The sequence below is a fragment of the Sulfurimonas iocasae genome (assembly GCF_047716755.1).
In the GTDB taxonomy this organism is placed as follows: Bacteria; Campylobacterota; Campylobacteria; order Campylobacterales; family Sulfurimonadaceae; genus Sulfurimonas.
The window spans coordinates 1,768,656-1,787,603 of record NZ_CP180409.1; the positions used below are offsets into that span (position 1 = coordinate 1,768,656).

Consider the following 18,948-nt stretch of genomic DNA (forward strand, 5'->3'; position numbering starts at 1 on the left):
TTGTGTAAATTTTACTATAAAGTGATGATAATTGTATTAAATGATGTACAATACATAATATATGAAAAAACATACTATCGAACAAATAACTATCTTCATCAGTGTTAGTAAATGGCTTCTCTTATCTTCCATAATTGGGGTAATTATTGGAGCAAGTGTTACACTGTTTTTAAAAATTCTACAGTATTCTGAAGAAAATCAAAATTTACTACCATTTCCACACTATTATTTACTTCCACTTGCACTTGTTGCAACAGTTTGGATAGTAACTAAATTTGCTCCGGATGCGAAAGGTCACGGAACTGAAAAAGTTATTGAGGCAGTGCATAAAAGACATGGAAAGATTGAGCTTGAAGTAATTCCTATCAAACTACTAGCTACTGTAATGACAATTTTTTCGGGTGGTTCTGTAGGAAAAGAAGGACCCGGAGCACAGATTGGTGCAGGAATGGCTTCTTTTGTATCTGATATTTTTCACTTTAGCAAAGAAGACCGTAAAAAACTAGTTATCTGCGGGATTGGTGCCGGCTTTGCATCTGTATTTGGTACTCCGATTGCGGGTGCTATCTTTGGAGTTGAAGTTCTCATTATTGGTTTGATCCGTTATGATGTACTGCTTCCATCTTTTATTGCTGGTTTTGCAGCATTTTCGACTGCACAATATTTAGGAATTCAATATACTTATTTTGATATTAACTTTCATCAACATATATCACTTGATTTCCCCCTTATTCTTAAAGTAGTGTTAGGCGGATTCTTTTTTGGCTTTATCTCTGATCTCACCATAACTTTTATGAAACGCTCACATAGAACAATTAAAAAAATACCTCTGAATATTTATCTCAAAGCTTTTCTAGGTGGAATTTTTTTAGTCTTACTTTCATTTGTTGTTGGAGATCAATACTTTGGTCTTGGTCTTGGGACAATAGATAACGCACTTATGCCAGACCAATCTTTAGTTAAAGATATTCCTTGGTATGCATTTTTTCTAAAAACTATATTTACTTCTATTACCTTGGCTCTTGGTGGAAGCGGCGGAGTAGTCACTCCAATATTTTACATAGGTGCGACTAGTGGTAACTGGTTTGGTACACTTATTGGTAATGACCATTTAGCATTTTTTGCTGCACTTGGTTTTATCAGTGTACTTGCTGGTACTACCAACGCACCTATTGCAGCAACAATTATGGCTATGGAGCTTTTTGGCATAGAAGTAGCACACTATGCAGCCATATCTGTAGTAATCAGTTTTTTAATGACAGGACATCGAAGCGTCTTTCCTTCACAAATTCTAGCAATGAAAAAATCTGATATGCTAAATATCAAAACCGGTGAGAGTATTGAAGACACCGAAGTTTCAATGCATGATGAAGATATAAATAAAATAAGAGACATTAGAAAACGGCTTCAAAGTAAGCGTAAAAAACGACATGAAAAACCAAAATCTAGACTTTAGTAAAAACTTTTCTATCTATATATCTTTTAAACTCAACAACAAACATAACACCAACTGAGATTACAATAATCTCTATCCATGTCTCAAAATTTAAAGCTTCACTTTTAAATATTGTGTTCATAAACTCTGCATAAGTAAATGTTACTTGGATTAAAATCATTAAAGCCACACCCAAAAGTAAGTACTTATTATTAAAAATATTGGTTTTAAACACTGATTGATATAACTCTTTACAGTTAAATAGATAAAAAAGTTCAATAAAAACAAAGACATTTACCGCAACAGTTCTAGCATATTCTATACTATGTCCATTGTGTAGAGCGTAACTAAACATACCATATGATGTTACGAGCATATAAAAACCAACTACTAGCATCTGAACTATAATTTCTGTAGTTAAGATAGGCGTTTTAGGGTCTCTTGGTGCTCTTTTCATAATGAAATCTTCACCTGATTCAAATACAAGCATTAGTCCTAAAAAAATTGCTGTTGACATATTTATCCATAAGATTTGTACGGGCAGTATCGGAAGAGTAACTCCAAGCAATATTGCCACCAAGATAACAAGACCTTCACCAAGATTTGTTGGCAAAGTCCATGTAATAAACTTAATCAAGTTGTCAAATACAATTCGTCCCTCCTTAATAGCGTGTGCGATTGATTGAAAATTATCATCACTTAAAATCATATCTGAAGCTTCTTTAGCCACTTCAGTACCGCCTTTTCCCATAGCAATCCCTATATCGGCTTGTTTTAGCGCAGGTGCGTCATTGACACCATCTCCTGTCATTGCTACAATTTCACCTCTGGCTTGAAGAGCATCTACAATACGTAGTTTTTGTTCAGGTTCTACTCTTGCAAAAACTTTTACAGTTGCAACCTTTTCTATCAGTTCAGCATCACTTAGATTAATCATATCCTTTCCTCTAAGGACTGAGTCTTCAAATTTGGCATCTTTATCTAATATAAACATCATCTTGGCAATGGAAAATGCAGTGAGTACATGGTCTCCGGTAATCATAATAATATTTATACCTGCTCCGATAGATTCCTTTACGGCTTCTATCGCTTCAGGCTTAGGAGGATCCATCATAGCTTGAAGACCTAAAAAGACAAATTCACTATAGACTTCTTCTTTATCAAACTTATCTTGATGAGTAATTTTTTTTGCTATTGCCAAAACTCTTAAGCCATTAGAAGCATACTCTTCTGCTTTATTTAAAATCTCTATTTTACTTATTTGTTTATCTTCTGCATCTAAAGATGTAAAATCACAAATATCTAGGATTTTTTCTATAGAACCTTTTATGTAGATAATATTTTGATTGTTTTTAACATCATAATTAAGAGTAGCCATCAGTTGACGATCTGACTCAAATGGTAAAAGATCAACTCTGGGATATCCTTTATTTAAAGTATGTTCATCATATCCGCACTTTATTGAACTGACAATCAAAGCACCCTCAGTTGGGTCGCCACTTATATCGTAGTTACCTTCTTTATTTACCAGATATGATTCATTACAAAGATAACCCGCTTTTAGTACCTCTTTTAAATCATAGTTACAAGTATCAATCTTTTGTCCGTCTTTAAATAAATCACCTTCTGGGTTATAACCATTACCGGTTACCTCATAAGAAGTACTTCCGCAATATATATTTGTAACCGTCATTTTATTTTGAGTTAGCGTTCCCGTTTTATCCGAACAAATAGTAGTAACACTCCCTAGTGTCTCAACAGCTGGCAGTTTTCTTATTATGACATTCTTACTAGCCATTCTACTCACACCAATAGCTAAAGTAATAGTAACTGCTGCTGGTAGACCTTCAGGAATTGCACCAACTGCAAGAGCAACAGATGCCATAAAGGTGTCTACTACACTCATATCTCTTAAAACACCTACTAAAAATGTAAATGCCGCAAGAGCTAAGATAACATAGAGTAAAATTTTAGAAAATGATGATATTTTTTTTGTAAGTGGGGTTTGCATAGCTGTTGTAGCATCTATAAGGTGAGCAATTTTACCAAGTTCTGTATGTTCTGCTGTAGCTACTACTATACCTTTAGCTCGACCATAAGTGACATATGTTCCAGAAAATGTCATATTTTTTCTATCACCAAGTATTATATTTTCAGAGTGTGTTGAGATATTTTTTTGAACTGCTACTGATTCACCTGTGAGCATAGACTCATCAACTTTTAAATCTTTGTTCTCAAGCAGTCTTAAATCTGCCGGTACTTTTGAACCAGACTCAAGTAAGACTATATCTCCAGGAACTAAATCAACTGAGTCAATAGTAATCTTTTTGCCATCTCTAATTACAACTGCCTCAGTATGCATCATCTGCTTAAGTGATTCTATAGCCTCCTGTGCTTTTACCTCTTGCATAAAACCGATAATTACATTAATGATGACAACAGCAAAGATAACTCCACTATCAACCCACTCGTGTAAAAATGCAGTGACTGCAGACGCACCTAGTAGTATATATATAAGAGCATTATGAAACTGCATAAAAAACTTTTTAATGTAAGAGTCTTGCTTTTTCTCTTTTAGAGAGTTTTCACCAAAGAACTCTTCGCGATGTTTTATACTAAGTGAGCCTAAACCATCAACACTATCACTTTCAAAAAGTTCTAATATTTTTTCACTCTCTAAGCTATGCCAGTTTTGTCCTATTAGATGTTGCATCTTATAAACTCTTTATTTTATATCTACTAAGCTCTTTACCCTTAGTGTCTACTATATGAACTGCACAAGCAAGACAGGGGTCAAAGGAGTGCAAAACTCTTAAGACTTCAAGTGGTTTTGAGCTATCTTCTATTTTGATTCCAATAAGCGCTTCTTCATAAGCACCTCTTACTCCATCAAAGTTTTTAGGAGTTGCATTCCATGTTGTTGGCGCGATTACTGAAAAATTCTCTATCTTTTGGTTTTTAATACTTACAAAATGAGACAGTGTTCCACGAGGTACTTCAAAAAAAGCCCTGCCTTTAGTATCTTTTTCTAACTTTTCAAAATCATATCTAGTCCAAGTTTCTGTGTCATAATATTTTACATTTTGAATGAGCCGTGAGACCAGTTTAAAAATATACTCACAGATATAACCTGTCTCTATCGCCCTAGCCGCATTTCTGCCAACCGTAGTAGATAAATCAATCAACTCTAAACCGGTATCTTCTAAAAACTCATCTACAAAGGATTTTATTAGTCTATTGTCTTTTTTATAACTAATCAGTACTCTTGCAAGCGGACCGGTTTCCATAACTTTAGCGTTATACCTTGGAGCTTTTATCCACGAGTATTTATCATCATTTTTTGCAGTCTTTAAACTTCCATCTTCATTTAAGTCTGTATAACAGACTTCATTATCCTCTGCCTGCCCCTTATACCCCAGGGCATCCTCTCTGGCTTTGCCATTCACCTTATACCAGGCACGGTCAATTTCTTCTGTAATTTTACTCTCATCAAACTCTTGTATATTGTCAAAATCGTGATTATAAATAATTCCGGAGCAAAATAGTTTCTTATCTTCGTCAAACTCATAACCGCCAACTGACATAAAGTTACCATTAGCACGACCAAGACCTGCTTTTATCTCATCTCTGTAAGCAATGGCTAATAACTTAGCATCTGGCAGGTAAGCACGGTCAATAAACTCTTTTGCTTCTTTTATAACAAAGAGATAATCATTGAGTCTTTGAGGGTTGAGCATGTCCGCGACACTTGTAACACCACCTACAACAATACTTTGAGGGTGTGGTGTTTTACCTCCAAAAATAGCCACAGCCTTGGAGATTTTTGTTTGAAATTTAAGTGCTTCAAGATAGTGGGAAATCATTATCAGATTTTGTTCAGGAGTCAGTCTGTAGTCACTGTGCCCCCAGTAGCCATTAGAAAATGGGCCAAGTTTCCCTGCATCTACGAAATTTTGTAGTTTTTTTATTGTTGTTTCATAGTGGGAGTTAGAATTTCTAAATGGTTGATCTGAATATTTATGCGCCTCTTTAGAAGTCATCTTTGCATCTGCTTGCAGGGCTGATGTAACATCTACAAAGTCTAAGGAGTGAAGATGATAAAAATGGACTACATGGTCTTGAATAAAAAGAGCCATAGCCATTAAATCTCTAATAATCTCAGCATTTTTTGGAAGCTCTAAAGAGTAAGCATCCTCAACAGACGAAACAGCTGCACGAAAATGAGAGTTTGTACAGACACCGCAAATCCTGCCAGCTAGAAGTCCTGCATCTCGTGGATCACGACCTTTTAGTATGATTTCAATACCGCGAAAGAGCCCTCCACTGACATAAGCTTCTTGAACCACTCCATCATCATCTACTTCTACTTCAGCTCTTAAATGTCCTTCAATTCTTGTAATCGGGTCAATAACGATTTTTTTCATTATACGCCTCTACTTAATTAAATATTGATACTTATACAATGTTATCATATTTACGATAATTAAAGTTTAAATGTCACTATTTAAGTGTCTTAGTATTTTTATTAAGGCAACTAGATATATAATGCCTTCAAATAATTGTATGGATATATATTAAATGAATATTAAGCAAAATCTTTTGGGCGGTATAACTGCCGCTGTCATTGCTCTGCCTTTAGGACTTGCCTTTGGTGTTGCTAGTGGGTTGGGTGCTACTGCAGGAATCTACGGTGCTATCATTTTAGGATTTTTTGCTTCACTTTTTGGTGGAACTCCCTCACAAATCTCTGGACCGACAGGACCTATGACTGTAGTAATTGCGGCTGCTGTTATTAGTCTAAATGGGGATATCGGTCTTATAGTCACAACCGTTTTGCTTGCAGGTATTTTTCAAATCATCTTTGGCATCTCTAAAATTGGGAAGTTTGTTCAGTACATCCCCTACCCTGTTATCTCAGGTTTTATGAGCGGAATTGGTATTATTATTATTATCTTGCAAATAAATCCATATCTAGGACTCTCTAGTGATGCTTCTATAGTGCATATTTTTATGACTCTTCCATCAAATATCTCAGATACAAATCTTAGTTCTTTTATAGTTGCAACGGCTACTATGATTATTATGTTTTTCTCGCCAAATAAAATTGCTAAAGTTATTCCTACTCCCCTTATTGCGATTGTAGTTCTTACACCTCTTAGCATCTACTTCAACTTAGAAGTAGATGCTATCGGTGAGATTCCTGCCGTTTTGCCTTCATTTGTTATGCCGAAAATGAATTTACAACACTACACCACCGTTATATCTTTAGCTTTTACTTTAGCAGTTTTGGGGACAATAGATACACTTTTAACTTCTATAGTAGCCGATTCTATTACAGGCACTAAACACAAGCCAAATAAAGAACTTATAGGTCAAGGTATAGGAAACTCTCTTTGTGCTCTTACAGGCTCTCTTCCTGGTGCTGGAGCTACTATGAGAACCGTTATAAATATTAAAAGTGGTGGTACACATAAAATATCTGGAATGTTTCACGCTCTTATACTTTTAGCAATAGTTTTGTTTTTAGCTCCTCTTGCATCTCAAATACCTCTTGCTATCCTTGCAGGAATACTTGTTAAAGTCGGTGTTGACATCTTAGACTATAGATTTATATCTATCTGGAGAGACAGTCCTAAAAATGATTTAAGCGTTATGCTGGTAGTATTTTTTATAACTGTGTTTGTTGACCTCATCACGGCTGTAGGAGTCGGTATAGTCCTTGCATCTCTTCTTATAGTCTATAGAATTACAAAAGAAGCAAAGATAACTCTAGTCGATTCTCATCATAAAAATGTACAAACAGATGTAGAGTACGATTTAGCAGACAAAAAAGTCAGAGTCATCAAGATAAACGGGGCTTTCTTCTTTGGTTCAAGTACCGCATTTGAGGGTAAAACAAATTCCATCCTAGATACGAAAGTTGTTATCATTGACATCTTGGATGTTCCGTTTATGGATATAACTGCAATTTTTACACTTAAAGACTTCATCACAAAACTGCAAAAAGACGATATAAAAGTGATGATACTAGCAAAAGAACAAGATAAAAATCAACTCTTAAAACTAAACAAAACACATGTATTTGACAAGGTAGAATTTTATGAAGATATGGATGAAGCCTTTAAAAAGATTTAGTCTTTTTTTTCTTCCTCATACTTTCTCTCATTTGCAAACTTATCAAAAAAGCCCATCTCGGTACATCCCATACATCCATGACCGGCTTGGACTGGCCAGCTTGTTCCACCATTAAACTTCATAGTCGGGCAGTTTACATTTGTGTATGGTCCTTTACAGCCCATCTCAAAAAGACACCAGCCTTTTTTCGCACCCTCGTCTCCCCACTCTTTTACAAACTCTCCAAGCTCATAATTTCCTCTTCGCTCACAATCATCATGAACACGACTTGAGTATGCCCACAGAGGACGGTTAAACTTATCTAATGGCGGCAATTCTTCAAACATAAGATATGAAAGAAGTGTCCCAACTATGTTAGTCGGATTTGTAGGACATCCTGAGAGATTTATAATATCATCTCTCTTAAGTGCTTCTGCCACACCCACTGCTCCTGTTGGATTTGGATGAGCTGCTACTACTCCACCATCAAAGGCACAAGAGCCAACCGCTAACACAAGGGCTGCATCTTTTGCACACTTTTGGAGTAGTTTTATTCCTGTTTCGCCACGTGGACCGATGCGAAGAAATTTTCCATCCATTGCAAGCGGAACTGCTCCCTCAACTATGAGAATATACTCACCTTTTTGGTTTTTGATGATATCTTCTAAGATAGTCTCACTTTGGTCACCACTGGCACTCATAAGCAGTTCATGATAATCAAGTGAGACATAGTCAAAAATAATATCTTCGATAGCTGGGTTTGTTGACTTTATGAATGCCTCAGAGTTCCCACTACAATCAGCAAGTTCAAGCCAGATAATAGGAACTTTGTTTAGAGCACAAACTGCACCCTCTACTATCTGTTCAAAGTTTGGATGAAGTTGCATATTTGCTGTTACCATAGAGACCCAGCTGTTTACTTCTGACTTTGCAATATCTAAAGAGTTCATAGCTGCATCTAGATTATCTGTTGTGAGATTATTTCTAGGATTTAGTGTATTGAACTTATCTATGCGTTTTTGAACCTCAGCTATTTCCTTTTCTCTTTTAATATCCTCAGCACTTTTTCTTGGCATGCTTGGGTCTATGAGATGTTGAGACTCTTTTATAACATCTTCAACCATAATCTTGCATCTGCCACAGACTCTACCCGCTTGTGAAAAATCTGCCAACTCTGAGAATGAACTTATTCCCGTCTCAGCTACAATATCTACCAAGTCTTGATGATAAACATGTTCACAACTGCAGATTAATCTTCCTCTCTCGCCTATGAGTCTGTTTTGATAAAGATAGTTTATATCTACTTCTTCACCACTGTTTATTAGAGTCTCTATATAACCCACATCTACGTTTGAGTTAATTCCTATAAACCTAGTTAGTTTGTCTTGGCTTACAAAATACTCATCTATTCTGCTGTCTTTTTTTGAAGTAATAAGTATCTTTTCATACTCGTTGTTAAACTTTGGAGAGTTCACTTCTATAAGGTCAAACTCACCGACTTTTAGCATATCGATGCTGACTCCAAGTTCAAACTCTTTATTCTCTGCACCTATTATATGATAGATGGCACAATCAGCTTCCATAGTACACTCTTTAACATGCCCCGCAACAAAGTTAAACTCTTCAACTTCTGCACACTCACCTACTGCATAGATACTATCATCTTCTGTTTGCATATAAAGATTTGTAAGTATTCCTTTGTTGCATCTAAGAGCATCTCTAAAATTTTCAATGTTTGGTTTAATACCTGTGCCAAAAATAAGAAAAGGATTTTTGATATTTATTTTTTTTGTTTGAATTGAAACTATTTCACCATTTTCAATAACTTTATCAATTATCTCATCTTCATATGAGATTTTGATTTTTCCATCTTTGGTGTAACACTCTTCTATGGTTTTTATGGAGTCTATTGATAGGTCTTTAGAGTACAGATGCTTACCTCTGATAAGCAAAGTAATATCTATAATATTTGGCATATCATTGAGAGTCTCTAATAGTTCAAGCCCGATAGGTCCGCTTCCTACTATAACAACATTTTTGTTTTGTGTTCCGGCTCTGATAATGTCACAATCATCTGCACTTCTAAATACGGCTGCGTTTTTTATGCCTTTTATATCAAAAAGAGTAACGGGTACAGAACCCGTAGCAATAATGAGCTTGTCATAACTAAACATAGCATCTTCAGAGAATACTCTCTTAGCATCTCTGTCTATTTTGTTTATGGTGTGGTTTAGTTCCAGTTGCACGGTAGGGTCAAGTGGCAAAGATATTTCACTCTCATCTTGCGACTCATCAATAAGACGGCAAAGATGTATCCTGTCATAAGGAGCGTGCTTTTCATCACTGAGTATAGTGACTTCTAAAGATGAATCTTGTTTTTTAAGGTTGTTTGCCAAATACACTGCAGCGATACCACCGCCGACGATTACTACTCTCATCTGCAATCCTTAATATAAAAACTTTGTACAACTTTATATATTATATAACAATCTACCTAGAAAAACTAAATCCTACAGAAAATTTTGTGACGTGGTTATCATAGTCAATTAAACTTTCACCATATCCACTAAATACCTTCATAAAAAAGTAAGCATTGTCTATTAGTGGATAAGAGTATGTAGCTTCTACTGCTCCATATCCTGTCGTGAAGTTTCCTCTCCCCATAAATGTAAACATATGTCTACCTGTAAAGTAGTTCAGTTTTACAGATGTATATCCGAGGTAGTCCATAATGTCAGGATTATCTTTATCATCAGCAGTTCCTGGAAAAGGTGAGATTAGTCTGAACTCCGTTAAAAGAGTATCGTATTGAAATGCAAACTCAGAGTACATATAGTTCAGACTTCTTGAGCGATTTCCCGGGTTATCAGCTGGGGTAGCATATACAACGTTAGCATTGTCCCCTTGACCATTTGAGGTATGAGCTAGACCAAGTTTTATAGATTTCATATTAAAAAGTGTGTCTTTATCTGAAACAGGAAACTCTATAAAACCTTCAGGATTATAATTTGTCTCTCTAAACGGAGACGATTCTGAATATATCTGCCAAAATGCTCGATGTGAATAGGCAAGATAATAACTCTCATTTAATCCAAAGAGACCAGTTCCAAGATATAGTTTGAGACTTACTTGCAGTTCTGCTTCCACATTTCTGTATTCATCTGTTGGAACATAAGACTTGTATGCTCCTTCTTTATAGCCAAAAGGAAGTAAATAGTTTATTTTGTGTGGTTTAAGACCAAAATCTCTGTTTAGCCACTTTTGCATAGCTTTTTTTGCTTTTATATCTTCTATTTCGTTAACTTCATACTTATCTAGTTCTGTACCTTTTATACTGTTTATATCAGCAGATAAAGAGGCTGTGTATAAAAATAAAAGTATAAAAACATATCTCAAAACTAAACCTTTACTCTATCTTCTAAAGCTCTTGTGAGAGATAGGATATCAATATTTTCCAAACTTACACCGGTAGGAACACCTTGGGCTATCTTAGAAAAGTTTACTTTGTGAGCGTTAAGTTTATCTTCTATATATAGAATTACTGCATCATTTGAGATAGATGGAGTCAGGGCAAAGATTATCTCATGAACTCCGCCTTCAACAATTTTAATCAAGTGCGAAATGCTTAACTCTTCTAAAGAGTCAAGCACAAAATATTTACCGTCAAAAAGACCATTTTCTTCAAGCAAAAGAATATCTTTTGCATTCTCAATGATACATAAGATGGTATCATCGCGTCTCTCATCTGAGCAGATAAAACAGAGTTCATCTTCACTCATACCACCACAAATAGTACACTTCTTTACAGAACCTAGTGCTTCTTCAATAGTATGAGAAATTTTCATACCTACATAACTATCTTTTACAACCATGTGGTATGCAAGTCTTGTTGCTGATTTTTTACCTATTGTTGGCAGTTCTTGCAAAGCATCTACTAAACGGTTAAATTTATCTAACGAACCTCTCACTCTGCGCCTTTTGGTAAAAATATCCATAGGCTTAAAGGTGACTTTAGTTTGCCAGCACTCATCTCAGCTTCATAAGAAGAACCAAAAAACATATCAGCTCTTAGAGAACCCTTTATAGCACCGCCCGTATCTTCTGCCATTACTACCCTACTTATATTTTGATTGTTTATTTTAGCATCTAAAAACAACATACTTCCTAATGGAATAAAACTTCTATCTACTGCTACTGAACGTTCAGGAGTCAAAACAAGCCCAAGTGAGCCAGATGCTGCCTTACTTCTCTCTTGAAAAAACACTACAGATTCATTAAAATCAAGAACTTCATCAATTCTGTTTTGGTTTTGCATAAGCCATGTTCGGATGCTTTGAAGTGAAATATCTTTGCTTGGTATTTCACCCATATTAATCAAATATTTTCCAATAGAGCTGTACTTATGTCCATTTTGGTTAGCAAAACCAATAAAAATAGTCTCTCCATTTTCTAAGTTTACTCTTCCTGAGCCTTGAACTTCTAAAAAAAAGAGATCAATTTTAGAGTCAGTATAGCAAATAACATCAGCATCTATTACTTCTTCTTTTGTTTGTTCTCTAGTGTAATAAGGAACTAACCTTTTATCTTTAAGACGACCTCTTAATCTATAATTTTTTAAATCTGGATAAATGCTACTCAAATCCACTGTAATAAGGTCTTTAGGCTCACTATATATAGGGTAAATATATGGTTCTTTTTTTGTCAACGAACCTTTTAAGCTAGGCTCATAATAACCAGTTAAAAGCCCTTCATCTTCGGCATCTAAAGGAGCAATCTTGTAAATATTAAACTCACTCTCTAAAAATGCTTTATAGTCTTGAACTTGCTCTACTTTTAGACATAGCTCTGAGTATATTTTTTGAGTTTTGCTACTTTTACAACTGTTTACAAATGAGCTGATTGCTTCTTCGTAATTTTCACTTTTCCAGTTAGGGAGTTCATTAAAGTCCGCTTGTGTTAAGTATGTTTTTGGCATCTGAGGCATCAGAATTTTAGGCTCTTTAGAACATCCAAAGAAGAGTATAGAAATGCTAAGAATAATAATTATATTTTGTGTCATAAGAAGAATTATACTGATATTAAATTTAAAACGATATAATTGCAAAAAATATTTTTAGGTGTACAACTACTATGCAAGATTTAAGCTATTACGAAATACTAGAAGTAACACAAAGTGCTGATAAAACAACTATTAAAAAAGCTTACAGAGCTATGGCAAAAAAATATCATCCGGATAAAAATGCAGGTGATGCAGATGCAGAACACAAGTTCAAACTATGTAATGAAGCTTATCAGTGTCTAAGTGATGAGAAACAAAAAAGCATCTACGACCGTTACGGTAAAGAAGGACTTCAAGGTATGGGAGGCGGCGGTGGTCGTTCATCTGGTGGTTTTGATGATTTAGGTTCTATGTTTGAAGAGATGTTTAGCGGATTTGGAGGCGGTGGAAGTCGTCGTCAAAACCCTGCTGATATGGAAAAATATCCTCTTGATATGAATGTGGATATGTATATCTCTTTTAATGAAGCTATCTTTGGATGTGAAAAAGAGATAGAGTTCAGTTACAAAAAAGCCTGTAAACCATGTAAAGGTACTGGTGCAAAAAGTGGTAAACTATCAACTTGTGCTCAGTGTAAAGGTCAGGGTCAGGTTTATATGAAACAAGGCTTTATGACTTTTTCTCAAACTTGTCCTGTTTGTAATGGTGCCGGTAGTGCTCCAGCAGATAAATGTAACAGCTGTCATGGCAATGGTTATGAAGAAGCAAGAGAGTCTGTAACTATTAAAGTTCCTAAAGGTATCGATGAAGGAAACCGTCTGAGAGTATCAGGTAAAGGAAATATTGGCAAAAAGGGTTCACGTGGTGATTTATATGTTACCTTTAGCGTAAAACCTGATAAACACTTCCAAAGAGAAGGAAATGATGTTTATATAGCTATTCCTGTATTCTTTACTCAAGCAGTTGCAGGTGAAACTCTTAATATTCCGTCACTTACTGGTGAATTAGAGCTTAATCTTGATATTGGAACAAAAGACAAACAGCACTTTACATTTAGAGGTGAAGGTATAGAAGATGTTCACGGTCACGGTAAAGGAAACTTAATCGCTCAAGTAAACATTACATATCCTAAAAAACTAAGTGACGAACAAAAAGAGCTTCTTATTAAACTACAAGATTCTTTTGGCATCGAGTCAAAACCACATGAAAGTGTTTTAGACTCTGCAATAGATAAAATGAAAAACTGGTTCTCATAACCGGTTTTTTATTTTAAAATTCTTTTTTTCTCCTACTTTTAACTATCCTATTTTTAAACTTTACTATAAAATCTACTTAAAAAAATAACTACTAAATATAAATAATTATTATATTAAGCAAAATAGTTATAGTATAGTAAATAAATTAAGAGGAGAACAAGATGACTCATGAAACTTCAAACCTTTCAAGAAGAACTTTTGTTAAAGGTATTGTAGCTACTGGTTTAGTTACATCTTCATCACTAACTTTAAATGCTAGTACCAAGATATCTCAAAGAAGAGAAACTGAGCAACTCAGTGGAACCAAATTCAATTTAACTATTGATAAAATAAATGTAAATATAACGGGAAAACCTGCAGTTGCAACGGCAGTAAATTCGATGATAGCCGGTCCTACTCTTAGATGGAAAGAAGGTCAAGATGTAACTATTAACGTTACTAATAATCTTGCAGAAAGTACTTCTATCCATTGGCATGGTATTATTTTGCCTACTCATATGGATGGTGTTCCTGGCATTAGTTTTGATGGTATTTCCGCTGGAGAAACTTTTACATACAAATTTACAGTAGTTCAAAGCGGAACATATTGGTACCATTCACACTCAGAGTTTCAAGAACAAACAGGTATTTATGGTGCGATAGTAATCGAGCCAAAAGAAGAAATACTTGAATACGACAGAGAGTATGTTATATCTTTGTCTGACTGGTCAGATGAAAAACCTGATTCTATTTATAGAAAAATAAAACTCTCAGCGGATTATTACAATTTTAAACAAAGAACCGTTGGAGACTTTTTTGACGAAGTAAAAGAATTAGGGTTTTTAGAAGCATTTAATCAAAGAAAAATGTGGAATGAGATGGCTATGACAGATAGAGATTTATCTGATGTTACAGGCTATACATATACATACTTAATGAATGGACAAAATCCAGCGACAAACTTTAAAGCTCTATTTAAAAATGGGGAAAAAATAAGACTACGTTTTATAAATAGCTCAGCAATGACTTTTTTTGATGTACGAATCCCAGGGCTGAAAATGAGCGTAGTTTCTTCTGATGGAAATTATGTACAAGCTGTATCAGTCGATGAGTTTAGAATCGGAGTAGCAGAAACATACGATGTGATAGTTGAGCCTGAAGAAAACAAAGCTTACTCAATCTTCGCTCAAAGTCTGGATAGAAGTGGTTACGCTCTTGGAGCTTTAACTTATGATGCAAGTGTTGTAGCGACTATTCCAGAGATGGATCCCCTTCCAATTTTATCACATGCTGATATGGGTATGAATATGTCCTCAATGAAAGAGATGCCAAAGAAAAAAGAGACTGCTATGAAGTGTGGTGGAGGTATGGATATGTCTGAGCCTAAGATGGATATGAGTAAGCCTGCAATTCCTATGACTCCTCTAGAAGAGAGTCGTGGAGTTCAAACAACTATGCGAGCTATGAACCCTCAATATAGACTTTCAGACCCAGGAGTAGGACTAAGAAACAATGGTAGAAAAGTTCTTACTTATGCTGACTTAAAATCATTAACTCCAACAACACATGAGAGATATCCTGAAAGGGAAATAGTTCTTCGTTTAACAGGAAACATGGAGAGATACATGTGGTCTATTAATGGTATAGCCTATAAAGATGCTGCGCCATTAGAGTTTAAATATGGCGAAAGACTAAGAATAACTTACATTAATGACACTATGATGAACCACCCAATGCACCTGCATGGAATGTGGAGTGATTTAGAAACAGGTGATGATAATTATCTCCCAAAAAAACACACTATCATCGCTCAACCCGGTTCAAAAATTAGTTTTCGTGTAAATGTAGATGCTAGAGGTTCTTGGGCATATCATTGTCACTTGCTTTATCATATGGCAGGTATGTTTAGAAAAGTCGTAGTGGTTTAAGGGAGATTAAGTATTATGAAAAATTTATTATTAATTATAGCATTAGGATTTACTACATCTCTATTTGCAGGTGGAGGCGGTGATATATTTAGAGCTACCGTGATGGTAGATAACTTAGAATATCAGTACAATGATGAAAAGTCTGTTTCATGGGATACATATGCCTATATAGGCTATGACTTAAACAAGATGTATATTTATTCAGAAGGTGAAAAAGCAAAAGACTCTTCGTCTGCTAATAGTGAGAACCAATTAGTATATTCTCGTGCTATAACTCCATACTGGGACATTCAGATAGGTGCTGCTTATGATAAAACCGAGAATTCAGACCAAACATGGGGTGTTATAGGAGTTCAAGGACTTGCTCCTTACTTTTTTGAAACAAGAGCAGTTATTTTAGTAGCTGATGATGGGAATATTGGGTTTAGAGCCGAAAGTGAATATGAAGCTTTAATAACTCAAAAATTAATACTTACTCCAAGTGTAGCTTTATCTGCATATACACAAAATAACGAAAATATGGCTATTGGAAGCGGTCTGTCTAATTTAAAAGTAGGCGCAAGACTAAGGTATGAGTTTATAAGAGAGTTTGCACCATATGTTGGTGTTGAGTGGAGTAAAAATTTTGGAAATACAGATGATTACTCTGCGTTAGATGAAGTCTATGCAACAGTCGGTTTAAGATTTTGGTTTTAGTTGGAAAAATAAGTACAAGGAGTTCGTTATGGGTAATTATGGAATGAGTGGATTTGGGATGGGATTTGGTTGGTTGATACCTTTATTATTTATTGGGGCATTGATATATTTTATAAATGGCAATAAAAAAGAAGATTTATCAGCAAGAGATATTCTTGATAAAAGATATGCTAACGGTGAAATTTCTGAAAAAGAGTATAAAGCTAAAAAAATTGCCCTAAAATAGGAGGTGCATTATGAGTGAAGATACTAAAGAGTGTTGCCAAGTAGATTTTCCTCATAAGCAAGATAATATTTATACATGTCCGATGCATCCCGAAGTGCAACAAAACTCTCCAGGATCTTGTCCTAAGTGTGGAATGGCACTAGAACCTATGATAGCTGAGGTTGAGGAAGATACAGACGAGCTTGAGTATATGAGCAGGAGATTTTGGATTAGTTTAGCTCTGTCTATTCCTGTTTTTATTGTCTCAATGACAAGTGATTTAGCACCGGAGCTTTTGCCTAGCTCTTTCTCTATGCTAAATATCCAGTGGTTTCTTTTTGTGCTTGCGACGCCCGTAGTACTTTGGGGTGGATGGCCTTTTTTTGTACGTGGATACCTTTCAGTAAAAACATGGAACTTAAATATGTTTACGCTTATCGCAATTGGTGTGAGTGCTGCATATATTTACAGTCTCTTTGCACTATTTTTACCAAGTCTCTTTCCGCCTCTGATGCAGACTGATGATGGCTTAGTTCATGTCTATTTTGAAGCGGCAGCTGTTATTATAACCTTGGTTTTGCTAGGACAAGTTTTAGAGTTAAAAGCTAGAAGTAAAACAAATAGTGCGATTAAAACACTTCTGAATCTTGCACCAAAACAAGCTCATCGTATAGATGCAGATGGAGTGGAAGAAGATGTACATCTTGAGCTAGTTCATGTTGGAGATAAACTTAGGATTAAACCGGGCGAAAAAATCCCCGTAGATGGAGTAGTCTTAGAGGGTCAAAGTAATCTTGATGAGTCTATGATAACTGGAGAGCCTGTTCTTTTGTCAAAAACTAAAGATAATTTGCTTATAGGTGCAACTTTAAATAAAAACGGCACTCTTATTATGCAAGCTCAAAAAGTTGGAAGTGATACCATGCTCTCTCAAATAGTAGAATTAGTATCAAAAGCTCAACGCTCACGAGCACCTATTCAGCAACTTGCAGATACGGTATCTAGTTACTTTGTACCAGCGGTTGTAATAGCAGCTATATTGGCATTTTTTGCTTGGTACTTCTTTGGACCTGAGCCTCGTTTGGCTTATGCCATAGTATCTGCTGTCGCGGTTTTAATCATCGCCTGCCCATGTGCTTTAGGTCTAGCAACACCTATCTCAATAATGGTGGGAACTGGTAGAGCTGCACTATCTGGGATTCTGATAAAAGATGCAAAAACATTAGAGACTATGGAGAAAGTAAACACTCTTGTAGTTGATAAAACAGGAACGCTAACACAAGGAAAACCTAAAGTTACAAGCTTTTTAGTGCAAGATGGTTTTGATGAAAAAAGTATTTTAAAGTACGCTGCGAGTTTAGAGCGTGTAAGTGAGCATCCTTTAGCCCAAGCGGTAGTTGAGTATGCTAAAGATAATGATGTAGAACTTAGTGAAGTTTTAAATTTTAACTCTATTACCGGAAAAGGTATCGAGGGGGAAATTGAAAATAAAAAAGTTGCACTTGGAAGTGAGAGTTTCTTAAAGAGTTTAGGTGTATCAACACAAAATATCATTAAAGAAAAAGATGCCCTAAGAGAAGAAGCAAACGGTGTAATTTATATGGCTATAGATGCTAAGTTTTGCGCCATTATAGGGATTGAAGACCCCATAAAAGCTACATCTGCTGAGGCTATAAAAGAGCTTATAAAAGAGGGTATTAAAGTTGTTGTAATAAGTGGAGATAATGAAACAACCGCTAGAGCAGTTGCTAAAAAACTAGGAATTGATGAAGTTTATGCTGGCATCTTACCTGAGGGTAAAGCAAAAATAGTTAAAGAGTTACAAGAAAAAGGTGCAGTTGTGGCAATGGCAGGAGACGGCATAAATGATGCGCCTGCCTTGGCACAAGCTGACGTCGGTATCGCTATGGGCACAGGAACTGATGTAGCGATTGAGAGTGCTGGCATCACTTTGATAAAAGGCGATTTGTTGTCAATTTTAAAAGTTTTAAAATTAAGTCGTGCTACTATGAAAAATATCAGACAAAATCTATTTTTTGCCTTTATCTATAATAGTGCAGGTGTTCCAATAGCAGCAGGAGTGCTTTACCCATACTTTGGGATTTTACTATCGCCTGTTATCGCGGCAGCTGCAATGAGTTTTAGCTCAGTCTCCGTTATAGTAAATGCTTTGCGTTTAAAAAATATGAAAATAGATAAATAATATCTATTTTTACTCACAAACCCCTCACACTAGCCTGTTACAATATAACATCTAAAAAAAGAGAATAAAATACTTTCTCTAAACAAAGCCTTTTTATAAAGAATAACTTAAAAAGCAAGGAAAGTAAAAAATA

At 35.4% G+C, this 18,948-nt stretch carries 13 protein-coding genes; 7 read left to right on the forward strand and 6 right to left on the reverse strand.

From position 1 onward, the window contains the following. Positions 1 to 61 precede the first annotated feature (61 nt). On the forward strand, positions 62 to 1,456 hold the full coding sequence (locus ACLHDE_RS08940; RefSeq protein ID WP_415396080.1) for a chloride channel protein: 1,395 nt from the start codon (positions 62 to 64) through the stop codon (positions 1,454 to 1,456). Here the strand turns inward: ACLHDE_RS08940 and ACLHDE_RS08945 are convergent. Together ACLHDE_RS08945 and ACLHDE_RS08950 are read right to left on the reverse strand one after the other, a co-directional pair. Beyond that, positions 1,446 to 4,148, reverse strand: a complete 2,703-nt coding sequence (locus tag ACLHDE_RS08945) for a cation-transporting P-type ATPase (RefSeq protein WP_415396081.1) — start codon at positions 4,146 to 4,148, stop codon at positions 1,446 to 1,448. The genes ACLHDE_RS08940 and ACLHDE_RS08945 overlap by 11 nt on opposite strands. A gap of 1 nt (position 4,149) precedes the next feature. Beyond that, positions 4,150 to 5,859, reverse strand: coding sequence for a nickel-dependent hydrogenase large subunit (locus ACLHDE_RS08950; protein WP_415396082.1), 1,710 nt, complete (start codon positions 5,857 to 5,859; stop codon positions 4,150 to 4,152). Positions 5,860 to 6,013: 154 nt separating this feature from the next. Here ACLHDE_RS08950 and ACLHDE_RS08955 point away from each other — a divergent pair, with 154 nt between their 5' ends. Then, a complete protein-coding gene (locus tag ACLHDE_RS08955) occupies positions 6,014 to 7,570 on the forward strand; it encodes a SulP family inorganic anion transporter (protein WP_415396083.1) in 1,557 nt (518 codons plus the stop codon). On the opposite strand, the gene ACLHDE_RS08960 is transcribed toward ACLHDE_RS08955, so the two are convergent. The 4 genes from ACLHDE_RS08960 to ACLHDE_RS08975 are packed head-to-tail and all read right to left on the reverse strand — an operon-like array spanning position 7,567 to position 12,608. Continuing rightward, the gene (locus tag ACLHDE_RS08960; protein WP_415396084.1) at positions 7,567 to 9,987 is read right to left on the reverse strand and encodes a hydrogenase small subunit; all 2,421 of its coding nucleotides are present in this window, start codon (positions 9,985 to 9,987) and stop codon (positions 7,567 to 7,569) included. The two genes, ACLHDE_RS08955 and ACLHDE_RS08960, sit on opposite strands and share 4 nt — an antisense overlap. Positions 9,988 to 10,039: 52 nt before the next feature. Beyond that, positions 10,040 to 10,945 (reverse strand): phospholipase A, encoded by a 906-nt coding sequence (locus tag ACLHDE_RS08965; protein WP_415396085.1) that lies wholly within the window; start codon positions 10,943 to 10,945, stop codon positions 10,040 to 10,042. A gap of 2 nt (positions 10,946 to 10,947) precedes the next feature. Continuing rightward, on the reverse strand, positions 10,948 to 11,517 hold the full coding sequence (gene recR / locus ACLHDE_RS08970; RefSeq protein WP_415396086.1) for a recombination mediator RecR: 570 nt from the start codon (positions 11,515 to 11,517) through the stop codon (positions 10,948 to 10,950). Continuing rightward, positions 11,514 to 12,608 carry a murein transglycosylase A gene (locus ACLHDE_RS08975; RefSeq protein ID WP_415396087.1) on the reverse strand — a complete coding sequence of 365 codons (1,095 nt, stop codon included), beginning with the start codon at positions 12,606 to 12,608 and terminating at the stop codon, positions 11,514 to 11,516. The genes recR and ACLHDE_RS08975 overlap by 4 nt, the downstream gene beginning before the upstream one ends. A gap of 71 nt (positions 12,609 to 12,679) precedes the next feature. Between ACLHDE_RS08975 and dnaJ the strand changes: the two genes are divergently transcribed. The 5 genes from dnaJ (at position 12,680) to ACLHDE_RS09000 (ending at position 18,815) form a co-directional block, all read left to right on the forward strand. Continuing rightward, positions 12,680 to 13,804 carry a molecular chaperone DnaJ gene (dnaJ, locus tag ACLHDE_RS08980; RefSeq protein WP_415396088.1) on the forward strand — a complete coding sequence of 375 codons (1,125 nt, stop codon included), beginning with the start codon at positions 12,680 to 12,682 and terminating at the stop codon, positions 13,802 to 13,804. Positions 13,805 to 13,965: 161 nt separating this feature from the next. Then, a complete protein-coding gene (locus ACLHDE_RS08985) occupies positions 13,966 to 15,711 on the forward strand; it encodes a copper resistance system multicopper oxidase (RefSeq protein ID WP_415396089.1) in 1,746 nt (581 codons plus the stop codon). Positions 15,712 to 15,726: 15 nt separating this feature from the next. After that, positions 15,727 to 16,407: a copper resistance protein B gene (locus ACLHDE_RS08990; RefSeq protein ID WP_415396090.1), complete on the forward strand. Its 681-nt coding sequence runs from the start codon at positions 15,727 to 15,729 to the stop codon at positions 16,405 to 16,407. A gap of 28 nt (positions 16,408 to 16,435) precedes the next feature. After that, positions 16,436 to 16,633 carry an SHOCT domain-containing protein gene (locus tag ACLHDE_RS08995; RefSeq protein ID WP_415396091.1) on the forward strand — a complete coding sequence of 66 codons (198 nt, stop codon included), beginning with the start codon at positions 16,436 to 16,438 and terminating at the stop codon, positions 16,631 to 16,633. Positions 16,634 to 16,643: 10 nt separating this feature from the next. Beyond that, complete coding sequence (locus tag ACLHDE_RS09000; RefSeq protein ID WP_415396092.1) at positions 16,644 to 18,815, forward strand: copper-transporting P-type ATPase; 2,172 nt, start codon at positions 16,644 to 16,646, stop codon at positions 18,813 to 18,815. Positions 18,816 to 18,948: the final 133 nt, after the last annotated feature.

What these genes read in the sequence shown, in the direction of transcription:
- ACLHDE_RS08940 (WP_415396080.1), top strand. Translation starts at nt 62, where the DNA reads ATGAAAAAACATACTATCGAACAAATAACTATCTTCATCAGTGTTAGT.
- ACLHDE_RS08945 (WP_415396081.1), bottom strand. Translation starts at nt 4,148, where the DNA reads ATGCAACATCTAATAGGACAAAACTGGCATAGCTTAGAGAGTGAAAAA.
- ACLHDE_RS08950 (WP_415396082.1), bottom strand. Translation starts at nt 5,859, where the DNA reads ATGAAAAAAATCGTTATTGACCCGATTACAAGAATTGAAGGACATTTA.
- ACLHDE_RS08955 (WP_415396083.1), top strand. Translation starts at nt 6,014, where the DNA reads ATGAATATTAAGCAAAATCTTTTGGGCGGTATAACTGCCGCTGTCATT.
- ACLHDE_RS08960 (WP_415396084.1), bottom strand. Translation starts at nt 9,987, where the DNA reads ATGAGAGTAGTAATCGTCGGCGGTGGTATCGCTGCAGTGTATTTGGCA.
- ACLHDE_RS08975 (WP_415396087.1), bottom strand. Translation starts at nt 12,608, where the DNA reads ATGACACAAAATATAATTATTATTCTTAGCATTTCTATACTCTTCTTT.
- dnaJ (WP_415396088.1), top strand. Translation starts at nt 12,680, where the DNA reads ATGCAAGATTTAAGCTATTACGAAATACTAGAAGTAACACAAAGTGCT.
- ACLHDE_RS08985 (WP_415396089.1), top strand. Translation starts at nt 13,966, where the DNA reads ATGACTCATGAAACTTCAAACCTTTCAAGAAGAACTTTTGTTAAAGGT.
- ACLHDE_RS08990 (WP_415396090.1), top strand. Translation starts at nt 15,727, where the DNA reads ATGAAAAATTTATTATTAATTATAGCATTAGGATTTACTACATCTCTA.
- ACLHDE_RS08995 (WP_415396091.1), top strand. Translation starts at nt 16,436, where the DNA reads ATGGGTAATTATGGAATGAGTGGATTTGGGATGGGATTTGGTTGGTTG.
- ACLHDE_RS09000 (WP_415396092.1), top strand. Translation starts at nt 16,644, where the DNA reads ATGAGTGAAGATACTAAAGAGTGTTGCCAAGTAGATTTTCCTCATAAG.